This window comes from Roseovarius tibetensis (genome assembly GCF_050896375.1).
Classification (GTDB): Bacteria; Pseudomonadota; Alphaproteobacteria; order Rhodobacterales; family Rhodobacteraceae; genus Roseovarius; species Roseovarius tibetensis.
This window is the reverse complement of record NZ_JBPBBB010000005.1, coordinates 76,089-93,930: the sequence shown is the minus strand read 5'-3', so window position 1 is coordinate 93,930 and position 17,842 is coordinate 76,089. Positions and strand designations below refer to the sequence as shown.

18 protein-coding genes are annotated in these 17,842 nt (G+C 62.9%); 12 read left to right on the top strand and 6 right to left on the bottom strand.

Annotation, left to right across the window (positions count from 1 at the left end):
* Positions 1–71 precede the first annotated feature (71 nt).
* Both ACROSR_RS05500 and ACROSR_RS05495 read right to left on the bottom strand, forming a co-directional pair.
* Positions 72–1,598, bottom strand: a complete 1,527-nt coding sequence (locus ACROSR_RS05500; RefSeq protein WP_432682872.1) for a polysaccharide biosynthesis protein — start codon at positions 1,596–1,598, stop codon at positions 72–74.
* A gap of 165 nt (positions 1,599–1,763) precedes the next feature.
* Positions 1,764–2,540, bottom strand: coding sequence for an NAD-dependent epimerase/dehydratase family protein (locus ACROSR_RS05495; protein WP_432682870.1), 777 nt, complete (start codon positions 2,538–2,540; stop codon positions 1,764–1,766).
* 280 nt (positions 2,541–2,820) lie between these two features.
* On the opposite strand from ACROSR_RS05495, the gene ACROSR_RS05490 reads away from it, so the two are divergent.
* From ACROSR_RS05490 to ACROSR_RS05465, 6 genes are all read left to right on the top strand, one after another.
* On the top strand, positions 2,821–3,360 hold the full coding sequence (locus tag ACROSR_RS05490) for an NADPH-dependent FMN reductase (protein WP_432682868.1): 540 nt from the start codon (positions 2,821–2,823) through the stop codon (positions 3,358–3,360).
* Positions 3,361–3,566: 206 nt separating this feature from the next.
* Positions 3,567–3,920, top strand: coding sequence for a 30S ribosomal protein S6 (rpsF, locus tag ACROSR_RS05485; protein ID WP_432682866.1), 354 nt, complete (start codon positions 3,567–3,569; stop codon positions 3,918–3,920).
* Between the two features lie 29 nt (positions 3,921–3,949).
* A complete protein-coding gene (rpsR, locus tag ACROSR_RS05480; protein ID WP_013961325.1) occupies positions 3,950–4,177 on the top strand; it encodes a 30S ribosomal protein S18 in 228 nt (75 codons plus the stop codon).
* A 12-nt stretch (positions 4,178–4,189) separates the two neighbouring features.
* Positions 4,190–4,816 carry a 50S ribosomal protein L9 gene (gene rplI, locus ACROSR_RS05475; RefSeq protein WP_432682863.1) on the top strand — a complete coding sequence of 209 codons (627 nt, stop codon included), beginning with the start codon at positions 4,190–4,192 and terminating at the stop codon, positions 4,814–4,816.
* A gap of 250 nt (positions 4,817–5,066) precedes the next feature.
* Complete coding sequence (locus ACROSR_RS05470; protein ID WP_432682861.1) at positions 5,067–5,768, top strand: autoinducer binding domain-containing protein; 702 nt, start codon at positions 5,067–5,069, stop codon at positions 5,766–5,768.
* 152 nt (positions 5,769–5,920) lie between these two features.
* Positions 5,921–6,769 (top strand): acyl-homoserine-lactone synthase, encoded by an 849-nt coding sequence (locus ACROSR_RS05465; protein ID WP_432682859.1) that lies wholly within the window; start codon positions 5,921–5,923, stop codon positions 6,767–6,769.
* A gap of 112 nt (positions 6,770–6,881) precedes the next feature.
* Here the strand turns inward: ACROSR_RS05465 and tig are convergent, their stop codons facing one another.
* Positions 6,882–8,216 carry a trigger factor gene (gene tig / locus ACROSR_RS05460; protein WP_432682857.1) on the bottom strand — a complete coding sequence of 445 codons (1,335 nt, stop codon included), beginning with the start codon at positions 8,214–8,216 and terminating at the stop codon, positions 6,882–6,884.
* A gap of 266 nt (positions 8,217–8,482) precedes the next feature.
* Between tig and ACROSR_RS05455 the strand changes: the two genes are divergently transcribed.
* Together ACROSR_RS05455 and ACROSR_RS05450 are read left to right on the top strand one after the other, a co-directional pair.
* On the top strand, positions 8,483–9,184 hold the full coding sequence (locus ACROSR_RS05455; protein ID WP_432682855.1) for a Crp/Fnr family transcriptional regulator: 702 nt from the start codon (positions 8,483–8,485) through the stop codon (positions 9,182–9,184).
* Positions 9,185–9,457: 273 nt separating this feature from the next.
* Entirely contained in the window at positions 9,458–10,459 is a 1,002-nt protein-coding gene (locus ACROSR_RS05450) for a DMT family transporter (protein ID WP_432682853.1), read from the top strand.
* A gap of 21 nt (positions 10,460–10,480) precedes the next feature.
* Here the strand turns inward: ACROSR_RS05450 and ACROSR_RS05445 are convergent, their stop codons facing one another.
* Positions 10,481–11,131 (bottom strand): response regulator transcription factor, encoded by a 651-nt coding sequence (locus tag ACROSR_RS05445; RefSeq protein ID WP_432682851.1) that lies wholly within the window; start codon positions 11,129–11,131, stop codon positions 10,481–10,483.
* Between the two features lie 221 nt (positions 11,132–11,352).
* Between ACROSR_RS05445 and ACROSR_RS05440 the strand changes: the two genes are divergently transcribed.
* Genes ACROSR_RS05440 through sucD form a run of 4 tightly spaced genes read left to right on the top strand, consistent with a single transcriptional unit; the run spans position 11,353 to position 15,595 of the window.
* Positions 11,353–12,558, top strand: coding sequence for a pyridoxal-phosphate-dependent aminotransferase family protein (locus ACROSR_RS05440; RefSeq protein WP_432682849.1), 1,206 nt, complete (start codon positions 11,353–11,355; stop codon positions 12,556–12,558).
* 13 nt (positions 12,559–12,571) lie between these two features.
* The gene (locus ACROSR_RS05435; protein ID WP_432682847.1) at positions 12,572–13,513 is read left to right on the top strand and encodes an HpcH/HpaI aldolase/citrate lyase family protein; all 942 of its coding nucleotides are present in this window, start codon (positions 12,572–12,574) and stop codon (positions 13,511–13,513) included.
* Positions 13,514–13,529: 16 nt separating this feature from the next.
* Positions 13,530–14,714 carry a malate--CoA ligase subunit beta gene (locus tag ACROSR_RS05430; protein ID WP_432682845.1) on the top strand — a complete coding sequence of 395 codons (1,185 nt, stop codon included), beginning with the start codon at positions 13,530–13,532 and terminating at the stop codon, positions 14,712–14,714.
* Positions 14,714–15,595 carry a succinate--CoA ligase subunit alpha gene (sucD, locus tag ACROSR_RS05425; RefSeq protein WP_432682843.1) on the top strand — a complete coding sequence of 294 codons (882 nt, stop codon included), beginning with the start codon at positions 14,714–14,716 and terminating at the stop codon, positions 15,593–15,595. The genes ACROSR_RS05430 and sucD overlap by 1 nt, the downstream gene beginning before the upstream one ends.
* 49 nt (positions 15,596–15,644) lie before the next feature.
* Here sucD and ACROSR_RS05420 read toward each other — a convergent pair whose 3' ends face one another.
* Positions 15,645–16,163 carry a DUF2478 domain-containing protein gene (locus tag ACROSR_RS05420; RefSeq protein WP_432682841.1) on the bottom strand — a complete coding sequence of 173 codons (519 nt, stop codon included), beginning with the start codon at positions 16,161–16,163 and terminating at the stop codon, positions 15,645–15,647.
* Between the two features lie 9 nt (positions 16,164–16,172).
* On the bottom strand, positions 16,173–17,840 hold the full coding sequence (locus ACROSR_RS05415) for a ribonuclease J (protein ID WP_432682839.1): 1,668 nt from the start codon (positions 17,838–17,840) through the stop codon (positions 16,173–16,175).
* Between the last annotated feature and the right edge of the window lie 2 nt (positions 17,841–17,842).

Here is a 17,842-nt window from a genome sequence, read left to right as displayed (position 1 = left end):
CCCTTGTCCGGTCCCTGCCCCCGGTGTCACCCCCGTTATCCGGCCGGGTGACGTCGGGGCGGGTGCCGGGATCAGTCGTTGATGGCCTCGTCGGGCTCGGCATGTTCCATCCATTGCGCAAGGATGCTGCGCAGCAAGGCGACGTCGCGCGTCTCTATTGCCTCGGCCAGCGATTTCAGCGCCTTGGCCAGTTCGATCTCGGACAGGTGGCCCTCTTGCGCGCGCAGGATCCGGGGATGCGGCGTGGTCAGCATGTCAGACCCGATCAGCAATTCCTCGTGCAGTTTCTCGCCGGGCCGCAGGCCGCTGATCTCGATCCCGATATCGCCGTCGGGGGTTTCGGCATCGCGCAGGGTATATCCCGAGGCCGCGATCATGCGGCGCGCGATGTCGTGAATCCTGACGGGCGCGCCCATGTCCAGCACGAACACATCGCCGTCGTGCGCAAACGTGCCGGCCAGCAGCACCAGCCGCACAGCCTCGGGGATGGTCATGAAATAGCGCGTCACGTCCGGGTGCGTCAGGGTCACCGGCCCGCCGCGCGCGATCTGATCCGCAAAGGTCGGAATCACCGATCCCGACGACCCGAGGACATTGCCGAAGCGCACCATCGAAAACCGGGTGTGCTGCGAGCGTGTCGCGAGATCCTGCACGATCATCTCGGCAAAGCGTTTCGACGCGCCCATCACCGATGTCGGGCGCACGGCCTTGTCGGTGGACACAAGGATGAACCGTTCCACCCCGGCCTCGCGTGCGGCATTGGCGACGGTGCGCGTGCCGATGACGTTGTTGCGCATCCCCTCGATGGCATTCGATTCGACCAGCGGCACGTGCTTATAGGCCGCGGCGTGCAGCACGACGTCGATCTTCCTGGCGCTCATCAGCACGTTGACGAGGGCCGCATCGCAGACAGAGCCGAGGATCGGCATGATGTCGAGATCAGGCGACAGGGTGCGCAGTTCGCGCTCGATCTCGAACAGCACATGCTCGCCGTGATCCATCAGGATCAGCGTCTCTGGCGCACATCTTACCAACTGGCGGCACAGTTCCGAGCCGATGGACCCTCCCGCGCCGGTGACGAGGATCCGGCGCCCGGCATAGATATCGGTCACGTCGGACATGTTCCCCTCGACCGCGTCACGTCCCAGAAGCGTGGCGGGATCGACGGGGCGGCTGTCGAAACGGCTTTGCGCCGTGCCGGTCACGAGATCGGCAAAGGACGGCAATGCATGCACGTCGCAGCCCGTCCGGCGCAAATCCCGATCGAGGCGCTCGCGCTGACCGTCCGTCAGGCCGGGCATGGCAAGGATGATCCGGCGGATGTCCTGCCGCGCGACAATCACGTCGATCTCCCGCGCCGGATACACCCGCAGCCCTTCGATGGTCAGCGATTGCAGGCGGGGATCGTCATCGACGAACGCTACAGCCCGGATCGTGTCATCATGCGCGAGCGCCGCCGCAAGCTGTCGCCCGGTACGCCCTGCGCCGTAGATCAGCACGTGGATGCGGGGGGCCACCGTGGAATGATCGCGTTGCCGGATCGCGGTCCGCCGCCTCGGCAGGGCCGCGACCAGCCCGCTGCGTATGCTTCGTAGCATCCTGTGAAACACGACGGATCTCCATCCGGCCAGACCAGATATTTGTTTTGGCTCGATTCGATACATACCGCGCGATCTTGCGCGCGCGCAATCACGCTCACCGACCTGTGACAGCGTTTGACAGGATGTTTGGTTCAGACCGCGGTGCTGCCGTGCGGCGCGCGATCATCGCGCGGGTGCCAGACCGCGCCAATCCGCGATCATCGCCTCGGGTGTCGTGCACCGGATCACACCCGGCAGGACGCGCCCAAGCCGCCCCGTATCCAGCGACACGCAGGGCTGGGCGCCGGGCGGCGCATCACGCCAGACGACCGGTCGCCCGGCGGCCCGCGCCAGATCGACCATCGCGACCGGCTCTGGCGCCGCGACGTTTAGGATGTCCGGCACGCGATCCACCGGCAGGCGCGCAAGCGCGGACAGCACCCGTGCAAGGTCGCCCGGCGCGATATAGCTTCGACGTGGCCCCGTCCCATCGGCAAAGCGGTCCAGGGTGACGGGGTGCGTATGGTCGTGCAGCGCCGCGCCAAGGCTGTCTGCCCCCACGACATTGGCCAGCCGCAAGATCACGTGACGCGGGCCTTCCGGCGGCAGCGCCGCGATGGTGCCTTCCATGTCCCGCTTGGCCGCACCATAGGCGTTTGCAGGGGCCGGGCTGCGGGTCTCTGGCATCCACGTGCCAGGGCCGTAGATCGCGGCCGAGGACAGGTGAAAAATCCGCCCTGCTCCGCATGCCTGTGCAAGGCGCACCCCCTCGAACACCAGATCGCGGTTCAGCCCGAGGGTGTCCGCATCGCCGTCTGTTCGGCCCCACAGGGCGATCACGGTCTCGCATGGCGGCAATGCCGGCACGGGCTGGCCCGGTGACCAGACTATATCTGCCGGCGTCCTGCGCGCGCACAGGATCGGGGCAATGTCCGGTTCCGCCAGCCACGCGGCCTGCAACAATAGGCCAAGACGACCGTTGGGCCCTGTGACAAGACAGCGGGGCGGATCGCACGTGATGTTCAAAAGCGGATCCCTGCCCCGTGGCCCTATTCCATGTGGCTTGCAAATAGCACGGCCTGCCCTGCACGGAAACCCGACCCGTCAGCATCCCGCGGCCGCGACACGCCTCGAAAGGGGTATCATGGATAATTGCCGCATACCGTGAAATCGCGATTGCCAAACCTGCCTTCAGGCTCCACGTGGTCATGACGTATTGTAAATTTACAGGAGAATGCTGATGGCAGACCCGAAACTGCTGATACTGTCAGGATCACTGCGCAAAGGATCTTACAACCGGATGCTGATCATCCTCGCCGCCCGCGCGTTCGGTAGCGCCGAAGTGACGGAAGGCGATCTCGACCTGCCGCTCTACAACGGCGATCTGGAAGAGGCCAACGGCGTGCCCGAAAAAGTGCACACGCTGGTGCAACAGATCACGGATGCCGATGCGGTCGTGATCGGCGCGCCCGAATACAACAAGGGCATCACCGGCGTTCTGAAGAATGCCCTCGACTGGGTCAGCCGCGTGCCCGGCGGCGCGTTCAAGGACAAGCCGACGGTCGTTGTCTCGGCGTCGGCGGGGCGCACCGGGGGCGAGACGTCGCAATTCATGACCCAGCACTGCCTGTCGCAGCATCAGGCGCGCCTGATCCCCGGCCCGGCGGTCTGCGTGGCCGGTGCGATGGACGCGTTCGACGACGATGGGCGTCTGAAGGATGAAACCGCACAGAAGCTGCTGAACACGCGCATGCAGCGCCTGCGGGCCGAGGTCACCTGATATCCTTTCGGGTCGCCCGCGCACGGGCGGCCCGGACAACGGGGCAATCCGTGCCGCGTGCGGCATCGGACTTGCACACCATGAAGGGGCCATGTACACGCCCGATACCTTTCGCATCATGGATGAACCGCGCAGGCTCTCGTGGACGGGTCGCGAAAGGTCATAGGCCCGCCTTTGAAATGCGCCTTGATAAAAATGGAGACGACATGCCGTTCTATGAGCATGTAATGATCGCGCGTCAGGACTTGTCCAACGCGCAGGCCGAAGGCCTGATCGAACATTTCGGCACCGTGCTGTCGGATAATGGCGGCACCCTCGTGGATAGCGAGTATTGGGGTGTCAAGACGATGGCCTACAAGATCAACAAGAACCGCAAGGGCCACTACGCCTTTCTGCGCACGGATGCCCCGGCACCGGCCGTGCAGGAAATGGAACGCCTGATGCGCTTGCATGATGACGTGATGCGCGTGCTGACCATCAAGGTCGATGCGCATGAAGCGGGACCATCCGTGCAGATGCAAAAGCGCGAGGAACGCGGCGAACGCCGCGAGCGTCGCTGATCCATTTCCTGAAGAAAGGACGATAACTCATGGCAACCAAACCGTTTTTCCGTCGCCGCAAGGTGTGCCCCTTCTCGGGGGACAACGCGCCCAAGATCGACTACAAGGACACACGCCTGCTGCAGCGCTACATCTCCGAGCGTGGCAAGATCGTGCCGTCGCGCATCACCGCCGTGTCGGCCAAGAAGCAGCGTGAACTGGCGCGCGCCATCAAGCGCGCACGGTTCCTCGCCCTGCTGCCCTACGCCGTGAAATAAGGAGACGAGACTATGCAAGTGATCCTTCTGGAACGCGTGGCCAAGCTTGGCCAGATGGGCGAGGTCGTGGACGTCAAGCCCGGTTTCGCGCGCAACTACCTGCTGCGGCAAGGAAAGGCGCTGTCGGCCTCGCCGCGCAACATCGCCGATTTCGAAGAGCGTAAGGCGCAACTCGAGGCACAGAACCTCGAAAGCCGCAAAGAGGCCGAGGCGATGGCCAAGGACCTCGACGGCAAGCAGTTCACGGTGATTCGCCAAGCCTCTGATGGTGGCGCGCTGTATGGGTCGGTCAGCACCCGCGATGCGGCCGATGCCGCAACCGAGAACGGCTTTACCGTCGACCGCAAGCAGGTTGCGCTCAGCCGTCCGATCAAGGAGTTGGGGCTGCATGACGTCATCGTGACCCTGCACCCCGAGGTCGAGGTCAAGATCCAGCTCAACGTCGCACGCACCGAGAACGAGGCCGAATTGCAGGCGACCGGCAAGTCCATCCAGGACGCCGCCGCCGAGGCCGACGAAGCCGCCGATTACGAGATTGCCGAGCTGTTCGAGGATATCGGTGCAGCGGCCGAGGACGACGACAACCTGTCGGAAGTGATCGAGGATCCGTCCACGAAACCCCGCAGCGACGATAGCTGATCGCAACACGGTCGCTGACTGGCGGTCGCGTATCCCCAAGATGCGCGGCCGCCATACCCCAGTATCCCCAGCCCTACTCGTCTGATTCCGAACATAATAAATGCTCCGACGCAAAAGCCGTAATGACGTGCGGGTGGCATTTCATGATGCTCTGGCGCACCGCCGGTGTGACCCGCAGGAAAATCGACGTTGAAATTTAGTGGGGCTGTCGTTACGTTTTGACAATTCGCACCTGCAAACGGACATTTTGATGGATCTGATCGATCTCAGCAAAATACCAAAGTCGGATGATCGGTTCGTACGATTCCTCGACGACGTTTGCGATCGGATGGAATTTGATCACGCCTCTTACGCAACATTCAACCCTGTAACCGGCGCAGTCCAGGGGTTTGCGAATTATCGGCCAGAGTGGATTTCGCATTACTCGAAAAAAAGTCTTCATCGGATCGACCCGACGATCCATCTGAGCAGGAAATCGATTGCACCGGTTGACTGGAGCTTTCTGGAACGCAATGCGCATTTCTGCTCTGTCTTTGCGGATGCCCCGGATTTCGGAGTCTCCGACCGCGGTTTGACGGTGCCCGTTCGCGGGCCGTATGGGGATGTCGGGCTGCTGAGCGTAACGCGAGATTGCACAGATTCCGACTGGCAAAACCTGAAGAAGAAGATCATCGGTGATCTCCAGGTCGCTGCGGTTCACATGCATGACAACGTGATTGCGGCTGACGTCACGCGCGCCGTGTTCAACCGGCCGGCCTTATCCACGCGCGAACGCGAAATCCTGCAATGGGTCGCCGATGGGAAATCGCAACAGGATATCGGTGACATTCTGAACATATCTCATCGTACGGTCGAGGTGCATTTGCGCTCGACACGGACCAAGCTTGCCGCGCTTACCACGGCTCAAGCCATTGGTCGGGCCGTTGGACTGGGTATCGTAAAGCCAAGCTGAGTTGTCTGCACACGCAACTCGGTAACGGTATTTAGCTAAAATTATTCAATGCTGAACTGCCCTTGACCGCGGTACTAAGGGAAACCCCTAATAGAACATTCTCTGCCAATGGTAGAGGGTCGTCGCAGGATCGACAATATTGGGGAACAAACATGATCATCGTTATCGATGCACTCAACAAAAAACGCTACGAAACCATACTGCAGGAAACGTACCGCCTTCGTGCGCGCGTATTCCGGGATCGTCTCGATTGGGACGTACAGGTGCATGATGGGCTTGAAAAAGACGAGTTCGATGCGCTCGATCCGGCGCATGTCGTCTCTATCGACGAAGATGGGAATGTCGTGGGCTGCATGCGGCTATTGCAAACGACGGGGCCGCACATGCTCGCCGACGTTTTTGCCAAGGTTCTGGATGGCGAGCCACCGCTGCGCGACCCGCAGATTTGGGAAGCGACCCGTTTCTGCGTCGATACAGAGCGTCTGACGCGCAAGGGTCGGGCGAAAAACTCGATCAGCTATGTGACGTCCGAGGTGATGGTCGGAGCATTCGAATACGGTCAGAAGGCCGGGGTTCTCGACGCAGTTGCAGTTATCGACCCTGTCATGAACAGGGTCATGATCCGGTCGGGTAATGCCCCCTACGACTATCTCGGTAAGACAACCGATATGGGCAAAGTGTCCGTGCTGGCGGCTCTTCTGGACTGCTCGGATGAGCGGATCCAGAGAATCCGCGAGTTCGCGGGTATCGAAGGCAATGTCTTCCTTGAAGACGAAGACGTGGTTCCATCTCCGATATCCGCTCGCCACGACGTCGCAAAGCCGGAGCGTGAAATCCATTTTCACAAGCAGACGGCCAGCGCCGAAGAGGCCAGACCCGCGAAATCGCATCTCGAGGAATATTGCGACGAACAAATCGCTGCCGCCTCGACCGAGCATGAACGGGTCGCGGCCCTGCGTCTCAAGGCCGCGCTTGCGGACAAGATCGGGTCCCACGCCTGACATGGCATAAGAGGTTTCGCCGGACCAAACCGAAAGGTCCGGCGGAAGCAAAGAAAAGGGCCGCCCCGTCGTCAAACGGGGCGGCCCAAATAATTGGCGACAGGCAAAACGTTTATTCTTCGTCGTTCATCTCTTCGACGGCCTTTTCGAGCTCTTCCTTGGTCACCTCGGCTTCGGTGACATCGGCAAGCTCGACCACGTAGTCGATCACCTTGTCCTCGAAGATCGGTGCCCGAAGCTGCTGGCTCATCTGCGGGTTCTTCTGCACGAATTCGAAGAACTCACGTTCTTGCCCGGGATATTGCCGCGCCTGGTTCATCACCGCTTGGGTCATTTCGGCATCCGTCACCTCGACTTCGGCCTTCTGTCCAAGATCCGCGAGAAGCAGCCCGAGACGGACGCGCCGCTCTGCCAGCTTCTGATGCTCTTCCGTCGGCTCGATCTCCGGGTGATCGTGGCCTTCGACATCCGGGTTTTCGTCGTGCCAGATCTGATGCGCGATCTGCTTGGCCTCGGTTTCGACCATGCTGGGGGGCAGGTCGAAGCTGACCTTCTCGTCGAGCTGATCCAGAACATGCCGCTTCAGGATCGCGCGGGCGGCCCCGGCGTATTCCTGCTCCAGCCGCTCGCGGATCTGGGTCTTCAGCGCCTCGAGATCCTCGGCCCCGTATTTTTGCGCCAGATCATCATCAACCTCGGCCGCTTTGGGGGCCTTCACGGCCTTGACGGTGCAGTCAAAGACCGCTTCCTTGCCGGCAAGGTGCGCGGCCTGATACTCGTCAGGAAAGTTGACGGTCACTGCCTTTTCGTCGCCAACCTTGACGCCGACAAGCTGCTCTTCGAAACCGGGGATGAAGCTGTCGGACCCGAGGGTCAGGGGATAATCCTCTGCGCTGCCTCCTTCGAAGGCCTCGCCGTCGACACGGCCGACGAAGTCGATCACGACCTGATCGCCATCCTCGGCCGGGGCAGTGTCGTCCTTGTCCTCGAAATCCTTGGCATTGTCGGCAAGGCTCTTGAGCGCCTCGTCGACCGCCGTCTCGTCGGGCTTGACGACCAGCCGCTCCAGCTTGAGCGATCCGAGATCGACGTCCGGGATGTCGGGCAGCGCCTCGTAGCTCAGATCGATCTCGACGTCGTCGCCTTCTTTCCAGTCGTCATTGGCCATCTTCACATTGGGCTCGGCAGCCGGGCGCACGCCCTGCTCTTCGAAATGCGTTTTCATGGCCTCGTCGACGCTTTCCTGCATCGCTTCGCCCAGAACCCTCTGGCCGAACTGCTTTTTCAAAAGCGGCAGGGGAACCTTGCCCTTGCGAAACCCCTTGAGCTCGACCTCGGGCTGGGCTTCCTTCAGCTTTTCCGTGACCTTGTCGTCAAGGTCCTGGGCCGACAGGACCAGCTTGTATTCCCGTTTCAGACCTTCGTTGAGTGTCTCGGTGACCTGCATGTTCGTCCTTCTCTATGCATCGGGCCGCGGAGGCGTCCGCGGCGGTCAGAATCCCGTGCCTGATAGGGCTGCCATGGCCATGATGCAAGCGGACTCTGCTGATCTGGTATCAAGGGGCCAGTCCGCGCGGGGCATGTTGCGCCGCGTGTCCCGGCAATGATGCCGCGATGCGCGGTCGCGCATGTCGATCAGCCAAGTCAAAACCTGTTCCCGATTTTGGGTAACCTGCGTTAGATTGGGGGGGGTCGGACCGGAGGGAATATCGATTGGACATCGCCGAGCAGCAGACGAAACGATATCTGCGGGCCTGCCCGTTGTTCCGGGACCTGGAAGACGATGTGATCCTGCGAATCGGGCCGCGGGCCCGCAAGGTGACGTTGCCGCGCGGCAAGGTGCTGTTCCATCAGGGTGATCCATCAAACGGGCTGTACGTGCTGTGCTCGGGGCTTGTGGCCGTCAGTATCACCGACGACGATGGCAATGTCCTGACCCTGTCCTTGCCGACACACGGGGCCCCGTTGGGTGAAATGGCATTGGTCAGCCCCGACCCCAGGTCGGCCACGATCACCGCACTCGAAGAGACCAGCCTGCTTCATCTTGAAACCGGAACGATCCTGACATTGCTGGCAGAAGAACCCACCTTGGCCGTGCATTTGATCCGATTCCTGTCACATAGGCTGCGCCATTCGAACGCGACCCTTCAGGAATTCGCCTTCGGGAACTTGCAGCGGAGATTGCTGCAAAAACTGACCGAACTGGGGTTGCAGCATGGCTCGCTGACCGCAGACGGCTTGGATCTTGGGCGAAAATTTTCACAAACGGCCCTTGCCGAGATGCTTGGCGTCACGCGAGAGGCCGTGAACAAACAGCTGAAATCATTGCAGGATCAAGGCATGATTTCGATGGCGCGCGGCATTGTTCAAATTCACCGCCCGGCAGAAATCATCAAAAATCTTCCCAATACGTGATCCCGTTCACAGCGGCGCTCGTCCGGATCGGACACAGTGAGATCAGGCAGACGGGACCGACATCCCCGGATGCTCGGGCAAGCGGATACCGAAATCCTCTGACCGCAACGCGAACCTGATCGGCACGTAACGAAACTTTCCCCGCGATACCGCGTGAGTGTTCATTGAACGCCTTGGGAAAGATGTGCCCGGCCAGCGGCGGGATTTCAGGGTCTGACGTCCGGATCTGTGCGGGTCGCAAGACCCCTTCGGCGATTGAAAGAGAGATGATCCATGAGCAGCACCGCAACATTCAGCCCAACTGGCCTCTGGACCACGACACCGCGGTCATTCGCCCTGTCACCGTCGCATATCGGCGTGATCTGCGCCTGGAGTGCCGTGATCATCTACGCGTCTTCCAATTCCATCGTGTCCCTTCTGGTCTCGATCGGCGAGGCGGCCCCGGTTGCCGGTGGCCGCAATGCCATCACCTACGTGAACCTGTTGCTTCTGGGATCGCTGATTTCGATCCTTCCGATGTGTGTCCTGTTCCGGCGCGATCTGACCCGGTCGAATGTCCAGAGGCTGACCTCGCACAACTGGCGTTTCCTGACACTGTCGGCGCTGCTTTCCTGTGCAATCACGCCGGGGCTGTTCTTCTATGCGCTCGCCCATACAAGTGTGACCAACATCGTGCTGATCACCCGGATAGAACCGCCGCTCTTTCTGCTCGCGGCGTCGGTTTTTCTCAACGAGACGCTCAGCCGTCGCGCCCTGATCGGGGGGCTGGTCGCGCTGTCCGGGGCGGTCGTGATGATCAGCCTGCGCGACGGCGGTGGTCTGGGCGCCCTTGGCAAGGGCGAATGGGCCGCCGTCGGGGCCACCCTGTCCTACATCGCATCGACGCTGGTGACACGCACCAGCCTGCGCGACATCCCCGTCGGCCTGTTCTCGGTCGGTCGCACGATCATGGGCTCGGGGATGTATTTCGCACTGGTATGCCTCACGATCGGCCCCGAGGCGTTCCGCGACATCTTCGCGCCGGTGCTGTGGTCATGGATCTGGATCTATGCCGGGATCGTCATCGTGCTGGCACAGGTCACCTGGAACCTGGCGCTGAAATATGCCCCATCGGATGTGCTGTCGCTGGCCACGTCGTTTTCGCCGCTGGCAGCGATCCTGATCGCAATGGCGTTGCTGGGCGAAACGGCGGGGCCGGGTTTCGTACCGGGCGCGGCGTTGATCATGCTCGCCATCATCATGGGGCGCAAACCCCGCCCGCCGCATGGATCGTGACACGACGGGCAGCCGCGCGGCTCAATACGTTCCCGCGACGTATTTCGCGATGGCACCCCCGCGCGAGTTGACCTCGAGCTTCTGATAGATCGCCTTGAGGTAATACTTGACCGTGTTTTCCGACAGCCCGAGCCGCGCAGATATCTGGAAATTGGTCAGACCGTCCACCAGAAGGCCCAGTATCTCGTGCTCGCGCCGGGTCAGGGTGTCGCCCTGCTCTCCGGTCAGCCGCTTGAGCACTTCCATCGGCAGGATCGAATGCCCCTCGATCAGACGCCCCAGAACCCGCGGCAGGCTGGTGAAAATATCCCCCATCATGCAGATCGAGTGTGCCCCCGCCTTGATCGCGGTGCGGATGAAGGCGAACTCGGTCTCTTCGGCCACGACCACCACCATGACCTTGGGGTGGTCGCGGCGCATCATGTCCAGCACGCGGCTCAGGTCGGCATCGGCAAGCCTGACACCCAGCACCACGATTACCGGCCCGGGGCAGCGGCGCAAGGCCTTGCGCAAGCTTGCCTTGTCACTTGCGAACGCCCCCAGGCGCACCTCTGGGATATTGGCCACAAGCGACCCCAGACCCTGACAGACGATCATCTGGCGGTCGGCCACGATGACCTCGGGCACCGTCTTGTCCACCTCGCCGGTGGATGCCTGCACCACGTCCCGCATCTGCATCTCCTCTTCCCGTCGAACAGAAAGACAAATGAACGCCGTGAAATCAAACGATTTCATGGCATGCCGCCGCATGCCGCACAGATCGGCGCGGGTAGGCATGCCCTACCCGGCGGGCCGGATCGCCCCCCTTGTCGCGCAGCTTTTCCATGCGCGCGGGCATTCCCGCGGACGGGACAGGACGCGCATGATGGACAAAGACAACAAGGAGTCCCTCGATGTACGGCCAAAGCCATCTTTTCATCCCCGGCCCGACCAATGTGCCGGAGGAGGTTCGCCGCGCGATGAACATCCCGATGGAGGACATGCGCGCCCCGGATTTCTGCGATTTCATCATGCCGCTTCTCGACGATCTGCGCCGGGCGTTCCGCCTTGAACATGGCCGCGTGTTTGCCTTTCCCGGTTCCGGCACGGGGGCATGGGAGGCCGCGATCACCAATACGCTGAACACCGGCGACCGGGTGCTGATGTCGCGTTTCGGCCAGTTTTCAACACTTTGGGTCGATATGGCCACGCGGCTTGGCCTCGACGTGGACGTGATCGACGTGGACTGGGGCAAAGGTGTTCCGGTGGCAGAGTACGAGGCGCGTCTGGCGGCAGACACGTCGCACGCCATCAAGGCGGTCTTCGCAACCCATAACGAGACCGCGACCGGCGTGACCTCGGATATCGCGGCCATTCGCGGGGCGCTGGACACCACGGGCCACCCTGCCCTTCTGTTCGTCGACGGCGTCAGCTCGATCGCGTCGATCCCGTTCGAGATGGAACGCTGGGGCGTGGACCTCGCCGTTGCCGGCTCGCAGAAAGGGTTCATGCTGCCCGCCGGGCTGGGGTTTCTCGGCGTCAGCGACAAGGCGCTCTCGGCGCACGAGCACGCCGACATGCCCCGCTGCTTTTTCAGCTTTGCCGACATGATTCGCCTCAATGACACGGGCTATTTCCCCTACACCCCGCCCACGCCACTCTTGCGCGGACTGCGCGTGTCGCTCGACATGCTGCTCGGCGCGGGGATGGAGACTGTCTGGGATCGGCATCACCGGCTGGCCGAGGGCGTGCGCGCCGCGATTGCCGAATGGGAAGGGTGCCGTCTCGTGGCCGAGGGCCCGGAATGGCAATCCGACACGGTCGCGGCGATCTACACCCCCGAGGGTATCGATGCCCGCGAGGTAATCGAGACGGCCTATTTCAAGTACCAGACATCGCTCGGGTCCGGTCTGGCCAGGCTGGCAGGGCGGGCATTCCGGATCGGGCACCTGGGGTCGATGAACCCCGTGATGCTCTGCGGGGCATTGTCGGCCGCAGAGATGGCGCTGCGCGACACGGGTGCAAACATCACGCCCGGCCGTGGCGTCGCGGCCGCGCAGGAAGCGTTTCGAACATCAACACCGATGCCGGGGCAACCCTCGGATGCGCGCGCTGCGTGAAAGGACAAGACACATGAGCTACACGCTTCACCCTCTGAAAAAACAACGCCTGCACCGCTCGGAACTGGCGGTGCCCGGCTCGAACCCGTCGATGATCGAGAAAGCCGCAAATTCTGAGGTCGACGTGATCTTTTTCGATCTCGAGGACGCGGTCGCCCCGCCCGACAAGATCCAGGCGCGCGCCAACATCATTCAGGCGCTCAACGACATCGACTGGGCCGCCAAGGGCAAGACCGTCTCGATCCGGATCAACGGGCTGAACACGCATTACATGTATCGCGACGTGGTCGAGATCGTCGAACAGGCGGGCCAATACCTCGACACGATCCTTGTGCCCAAGGTCGGGGTGCCAGCGGACCTTTACACTGTGGAAACCATGGTCAGCCAGATCGAGCAGGCCACCGGCCTGACCCACAGGATCGGCATCGAGGCGCTGATCGAGACCGCGCTCGGCATGGCCAATGTCGAGGCGATCGCGGCGGCACCCGGACGGCTTGAAGCGTTGCATTTCGGGGTCGCCGATTACGCCGCCTCGAACCGTGCGCGCACCGTGGTGATCGGCGGGCTGAACCCCGACTATCCTGGCGACCAGTGGCATTTCGCGCTGTCGCGCATGACCGTCGCCTGCCGGGCCTTCGGGCTGCGCGCCATCGACGGGCCGTTCGGTGATTTCGCCGATCCCGACGGCTATGTCCTGTCGGCCAAGCGCGCCGCGGCCCTCGGGATCGAGGGCAAATGGGCCATCCATCCCAGCCAGATCGCGCTTGCCAACGAGGTATTCTCTCCGCCCGAGGCGGAAGTGACACGCGCGCGCCGCATCATCGAGGAGATGCGCAAGGCCGAGGCCGAGGGCAAGGGCGCCGCCAGCCTCGACGGCAAGATGATCGACGCGGCAAGCGAACGCATGGCCAACAACGTCCTGAGCGTGGCCGATGCCATCGCGGCCAAGGGATAAGGAAAGGAACCCGGACATGGATATCCATGAATTCCAGGCCAAAGACCTGCTGCGCAAGTTCGGTGTGCAGGTGCCGCGCGGCGGCATCGCCTACAGCCCCGAACAGGCGGTCTACCGCGCGTCCGAGCTGTCGGGCGACAAGTGGGTCGTCAAGGCGCAGATCCATTCCGGCGCGCGCGGCAAGGCGGGCGGCGTGAAGATCTGCAAGTCCGAGAAAGAGATCAGCGAGGCCGCGTCTTGGATGCTGGGGCGCATGCTTGTCACCCATCAGACCGGCCCGCAGGGCAAGCTGGTCAGCCGGCTTTATGTCGAAGAGGCGACCGATATCGCGCAAGAGATCTATCTGGCCTTCGTGATGGACCGCAAGGAAGAGCGCGTGGTCGTCGTCGCCTCTGGCGAGGGCGGGATGGAGATCGAGGATATCTCGGCGCAGGAGCCCGAGTCGATCATCCGCTCGGTGGTCGATCCGGCGGTCGGCATGCAAAGTTTTCAGGCGCGCGAGATCGCGTTCTCTCTGGGGCTCGACGCCGCGCTTATCCCGCAGGCCGTCAAGACGATCATCGGCGCCTACCGCATGATGGAGGAAACCGACGCCAACATGGTCGAGATCAACCCGCTGGTGGTGACCGGCGCGGGCGAGATCATGGCGCTGGATGGCAAGGTCAGCTTTGACGATAACGCGCTGTTTCGCCGCCCAGAAATCTCCGAACTGCGCGACAAGAGCCAGGAAGACCCGCGCGAGACCTTCGCCAGCGATCGCGGGCTGAATTACATCGGCCTCGACGGGCAGATCGGCTGCATCGTCAACGGCGCGGGTCTGGCGATGGCCACGCTTGACATGATCAAGATGGCCGGTGGCGAACCCGCCAATTTTCTCGACGTGGGCGGCGGGGCCAGCCCTGAACGGGTGCTGATGTCGTTTCAGGCCGTGCTCAACGATCCCAAGGTCGAGGCGATCCTCGTGAACATCTTCGCCGGCATCAACCGGTGCGACTGGATCGCCGAGGGCGTGATCCGCGCGGTGCACGAGCTGGAGCTGACGCTGCCCGTCGTGGTGCGGCTGTCGGGCACCAATGTCGAGGAGGGGCGCGCGCTGCTGGCCGCAAGCGATCTCGACATCATCACCGCCGAAACGCTGGCCGAGGCCGGCGAAAAGGTCGTGGGCGCATGGCAATCCCTCAAGACGAAGGAGGCCGTGTGATGGCCATTCTCATAGACAGATCGACCCGCGTGCTGGTCACCGGGCTGACCGGGCGCATCGGCAGCTTTCACACCCAGGACATGATCGCGCATGGCACCAACGTCGTGGGGGGCGTCACCCCCGGCAAGGGCGGCACCACGCATGACGGCTTGCCTGTCTTCAACACCGTCAAGGGCGCGGTGGCCGAAACCGCGGCGGATCTGGTGATCTGTTTCGTGCCGCCGCCCTTCGCCGCCGACTCGATCATGGAGGCCGCCGATGCCGGGATCGGCACATGTGTCTGCATCGCCGACGGCATTCCGGCGCGCGACATGATCCGCGTCAAGCGCTACATGCGCCGCTACAAGGCCGACAAGCGGATGCGCCTGATCGGGCCCAACTGCGCGGGGATCATCACGCCGGGACAGGCCTTTGCCGGGCTGATGCCGCCGTCCATATACGCGGCGGGCCGGATCGGGATCGTCGGACGCTCGGGGACATTGGGCTACGAGGCGGCCAGCCAGATGAAGGCGCGCGGCATCGGCGTGTCGACATCCGTGGGCATCGGCGGCGACCCGATCAACGGCTCATCCTTCCGCGACATCCTGGAGCTTTTCGAGAACGACGAGGGCACCGATGCGGTGGTGATGGTCGGCGAGATCGGCGGCCCGCAAGAGGCCGAGGCCGCGGCCTACATCCGCGACCACATGACCAAGCCTGTGGCGGCCTACATTGCCGGCCTGTCGGCCCCCAAGGGGCGGCGCATGGGCCATGCGGGGGCAATCGTGTCGGCCTTCGGCGAATCTGCGCAGGAAAAGGTCGAGATCCTGTCGGAAGCGGGCGTCACGATCGTGCCGACGCCGTCGTCCTTCGGCGCCTCGGTCGAGGCCATGGTCGCCTGACAGGCGCCCACGGGGGCGTCCGTCCCACGGGCAAGGCCGACCCCGTGGCTCACTCCGTAGGGGCTGTGGCGGACAGAGAGGCAAGCCACGCATCAAGCGCTGCTCCGTCGGGCGCGACCCGCTCGGCCATGCCTTCGGTGAACGCCGCGAAGGGGGCAAGGTTGCGCTGGTTCACCCCCACCAGCACCGGCACGTCCGCGCCAAGAGCATCGGCGATCAGGCCCCGAAAGCCGCGCCCGTCGCATTCCTGCTTGCCGAACTTGTTGACGATCAGCAGATCGCAGCCTTCCGCCAGTCGCTCGGCGGTTGTTACCACCGCAGCTTCCAGCGCGGCCGGGTCAAGCCGACATCCCCGAGCGCCCGGCCCAAGGCTTTGCGAGATGCGGATCACCGGACCGTCGGGCAAAATCCGCACATCCATGTCACAGGGCCTGTCGGGGCCGCAATTCGCGTTGATCTGTACGGTGCCGCACACGCGCAATCCTCGCGCTGCCGCGCGTTCGGAAAGCGCGTGCAGCAAGAGGTCGGTATTACCGACCCCCTCGGCCGTCATGTAGCCGATCCGCATCGCGACCCGTCACTCGGTCAGGCGGCTGATCACTACCGTCACCTCGGGCCGCTTGCCGATTTCGGTCTGCGTGCTCTGGCGTGCGACCTTGCGCAATCCCTCTTCAAGCTTGCCGTCATCCTTCAGCGTCTTGTCGGTCGCACGCCCCATGAATTGCGCCAGATCCTCTTCCAGAACATCGACCAGCGCCGCGCGGCTGCGCCCTGTCTCGGCCAGGCCCATGGTCTCGACCCAAGGATCCCCCAGCGGATCGTCCTCTTCGTCGAGAATGACGTTGATCATGACATGCCCGTTCAAGGCCATGCGGATCCGGTCGCGCACGATACCGTCAAGCGCCCCGACCCGAACCGAGCCGTCGAGATAGCTGCGCCCCGTCTCGACATACTCGGCGACTTTCGGCGCATTGCCGCTAAGGTCGATCATCATGCCGTTGACCGCGAGTATCCCCTGGATCCCGTTGGCCTTGGCCAGCTTGACATGTTCGCGCAGGTGCCGGTGCTCGCCATGCATCGGGATCAGCATCTGTGGCTTCAGCAGCTTGTGCATCACGTCGAGATCAGGGCGGTTCGCATGGCCGGAAACGTGGTAACGGTCCTCGCCCTCGATGACATCGACGCCCAATTCGGACATCTGGTTCATGATGCGAATGACGCCGCGTTCGTTGCCCGGAATGGTCTTTGACGAGAACAGGAACGTGTCGCCGTCCCGCAACGCCATGCCGTTATACTTGCCGCTCGCCAACTGCGCACTTGCTGCGCGACGTTCGCCCTGGCTGCCGGTCACGATCAGCATCAGCTGTTCGTGCGGGACCGCCTTGGCCTCTTCCGGGCTGATCGTGGCCGGAAACCCCGTCAGCACACCGGTCTCCTTGCCGGCCTCGACCATGCGCTGCATCGCACGCCCCATCAGGCAGACGGACCGGCCCGCGCGCACGCCGGCCTCGGCCAGCGTTTTCAGCCGGGCCACGTTGCTGGCGAAGGTGGTGCAGACGAACATGCCCTTCGATTGTGCCACAAGATTGGTGATCGGCTCTGCGACGGAGCTTTCGGACCGGCCCTCATGATGGCTGAAGACGTTGGTCGAATCGCAGGTCAGCGCCTTGACGCCCGGTTCGGCAAGGCTTTCCCACAGCGCGTGATCGAACGGTTCGCCCACACCGGGCGTAAGGTCGATCTTGAAATCCCCGGTATGCACGATGCGACCACCGGGCGTATCGATCACCAGCCCGGAACTTTCCGGGATCGAGTGCGAGATCGGCACATAGCCAACGCCAAAGGGGCCAACTTGCGTTGCCTCGGGCCACGGTGACACCGTCTTGACCGCCTTTTCCGGATGTCCGAATTCGGCCATCTTGCGGCGGGCCAGGTTCGCGGTGAAGGTCCGTGCATAGATGGGCGCCCCAAGGCGGTCGTAATATTGCGCCACCGCCCCGATATGATCCTCGTGCCCGTGGGTGATGAAGATCGCCTCGAGCCGGTCGCGCCGGTCGGCCAGCCACGTGATGTCCGGCAGGATGAGGTCCACACCGGGCGTGGTGTCCATGTCCGGAAAGGTCAGGCCCAGATCGACAAGGATCAGGCGTTCCTTTCCCGGCGCGCCATAGCCGTAGACATAGGCGTTCATGCCAATCTCACCCGCCCCGCCAAGGGGAAGGTAAATCAATCGTTCAGTGCTCATGG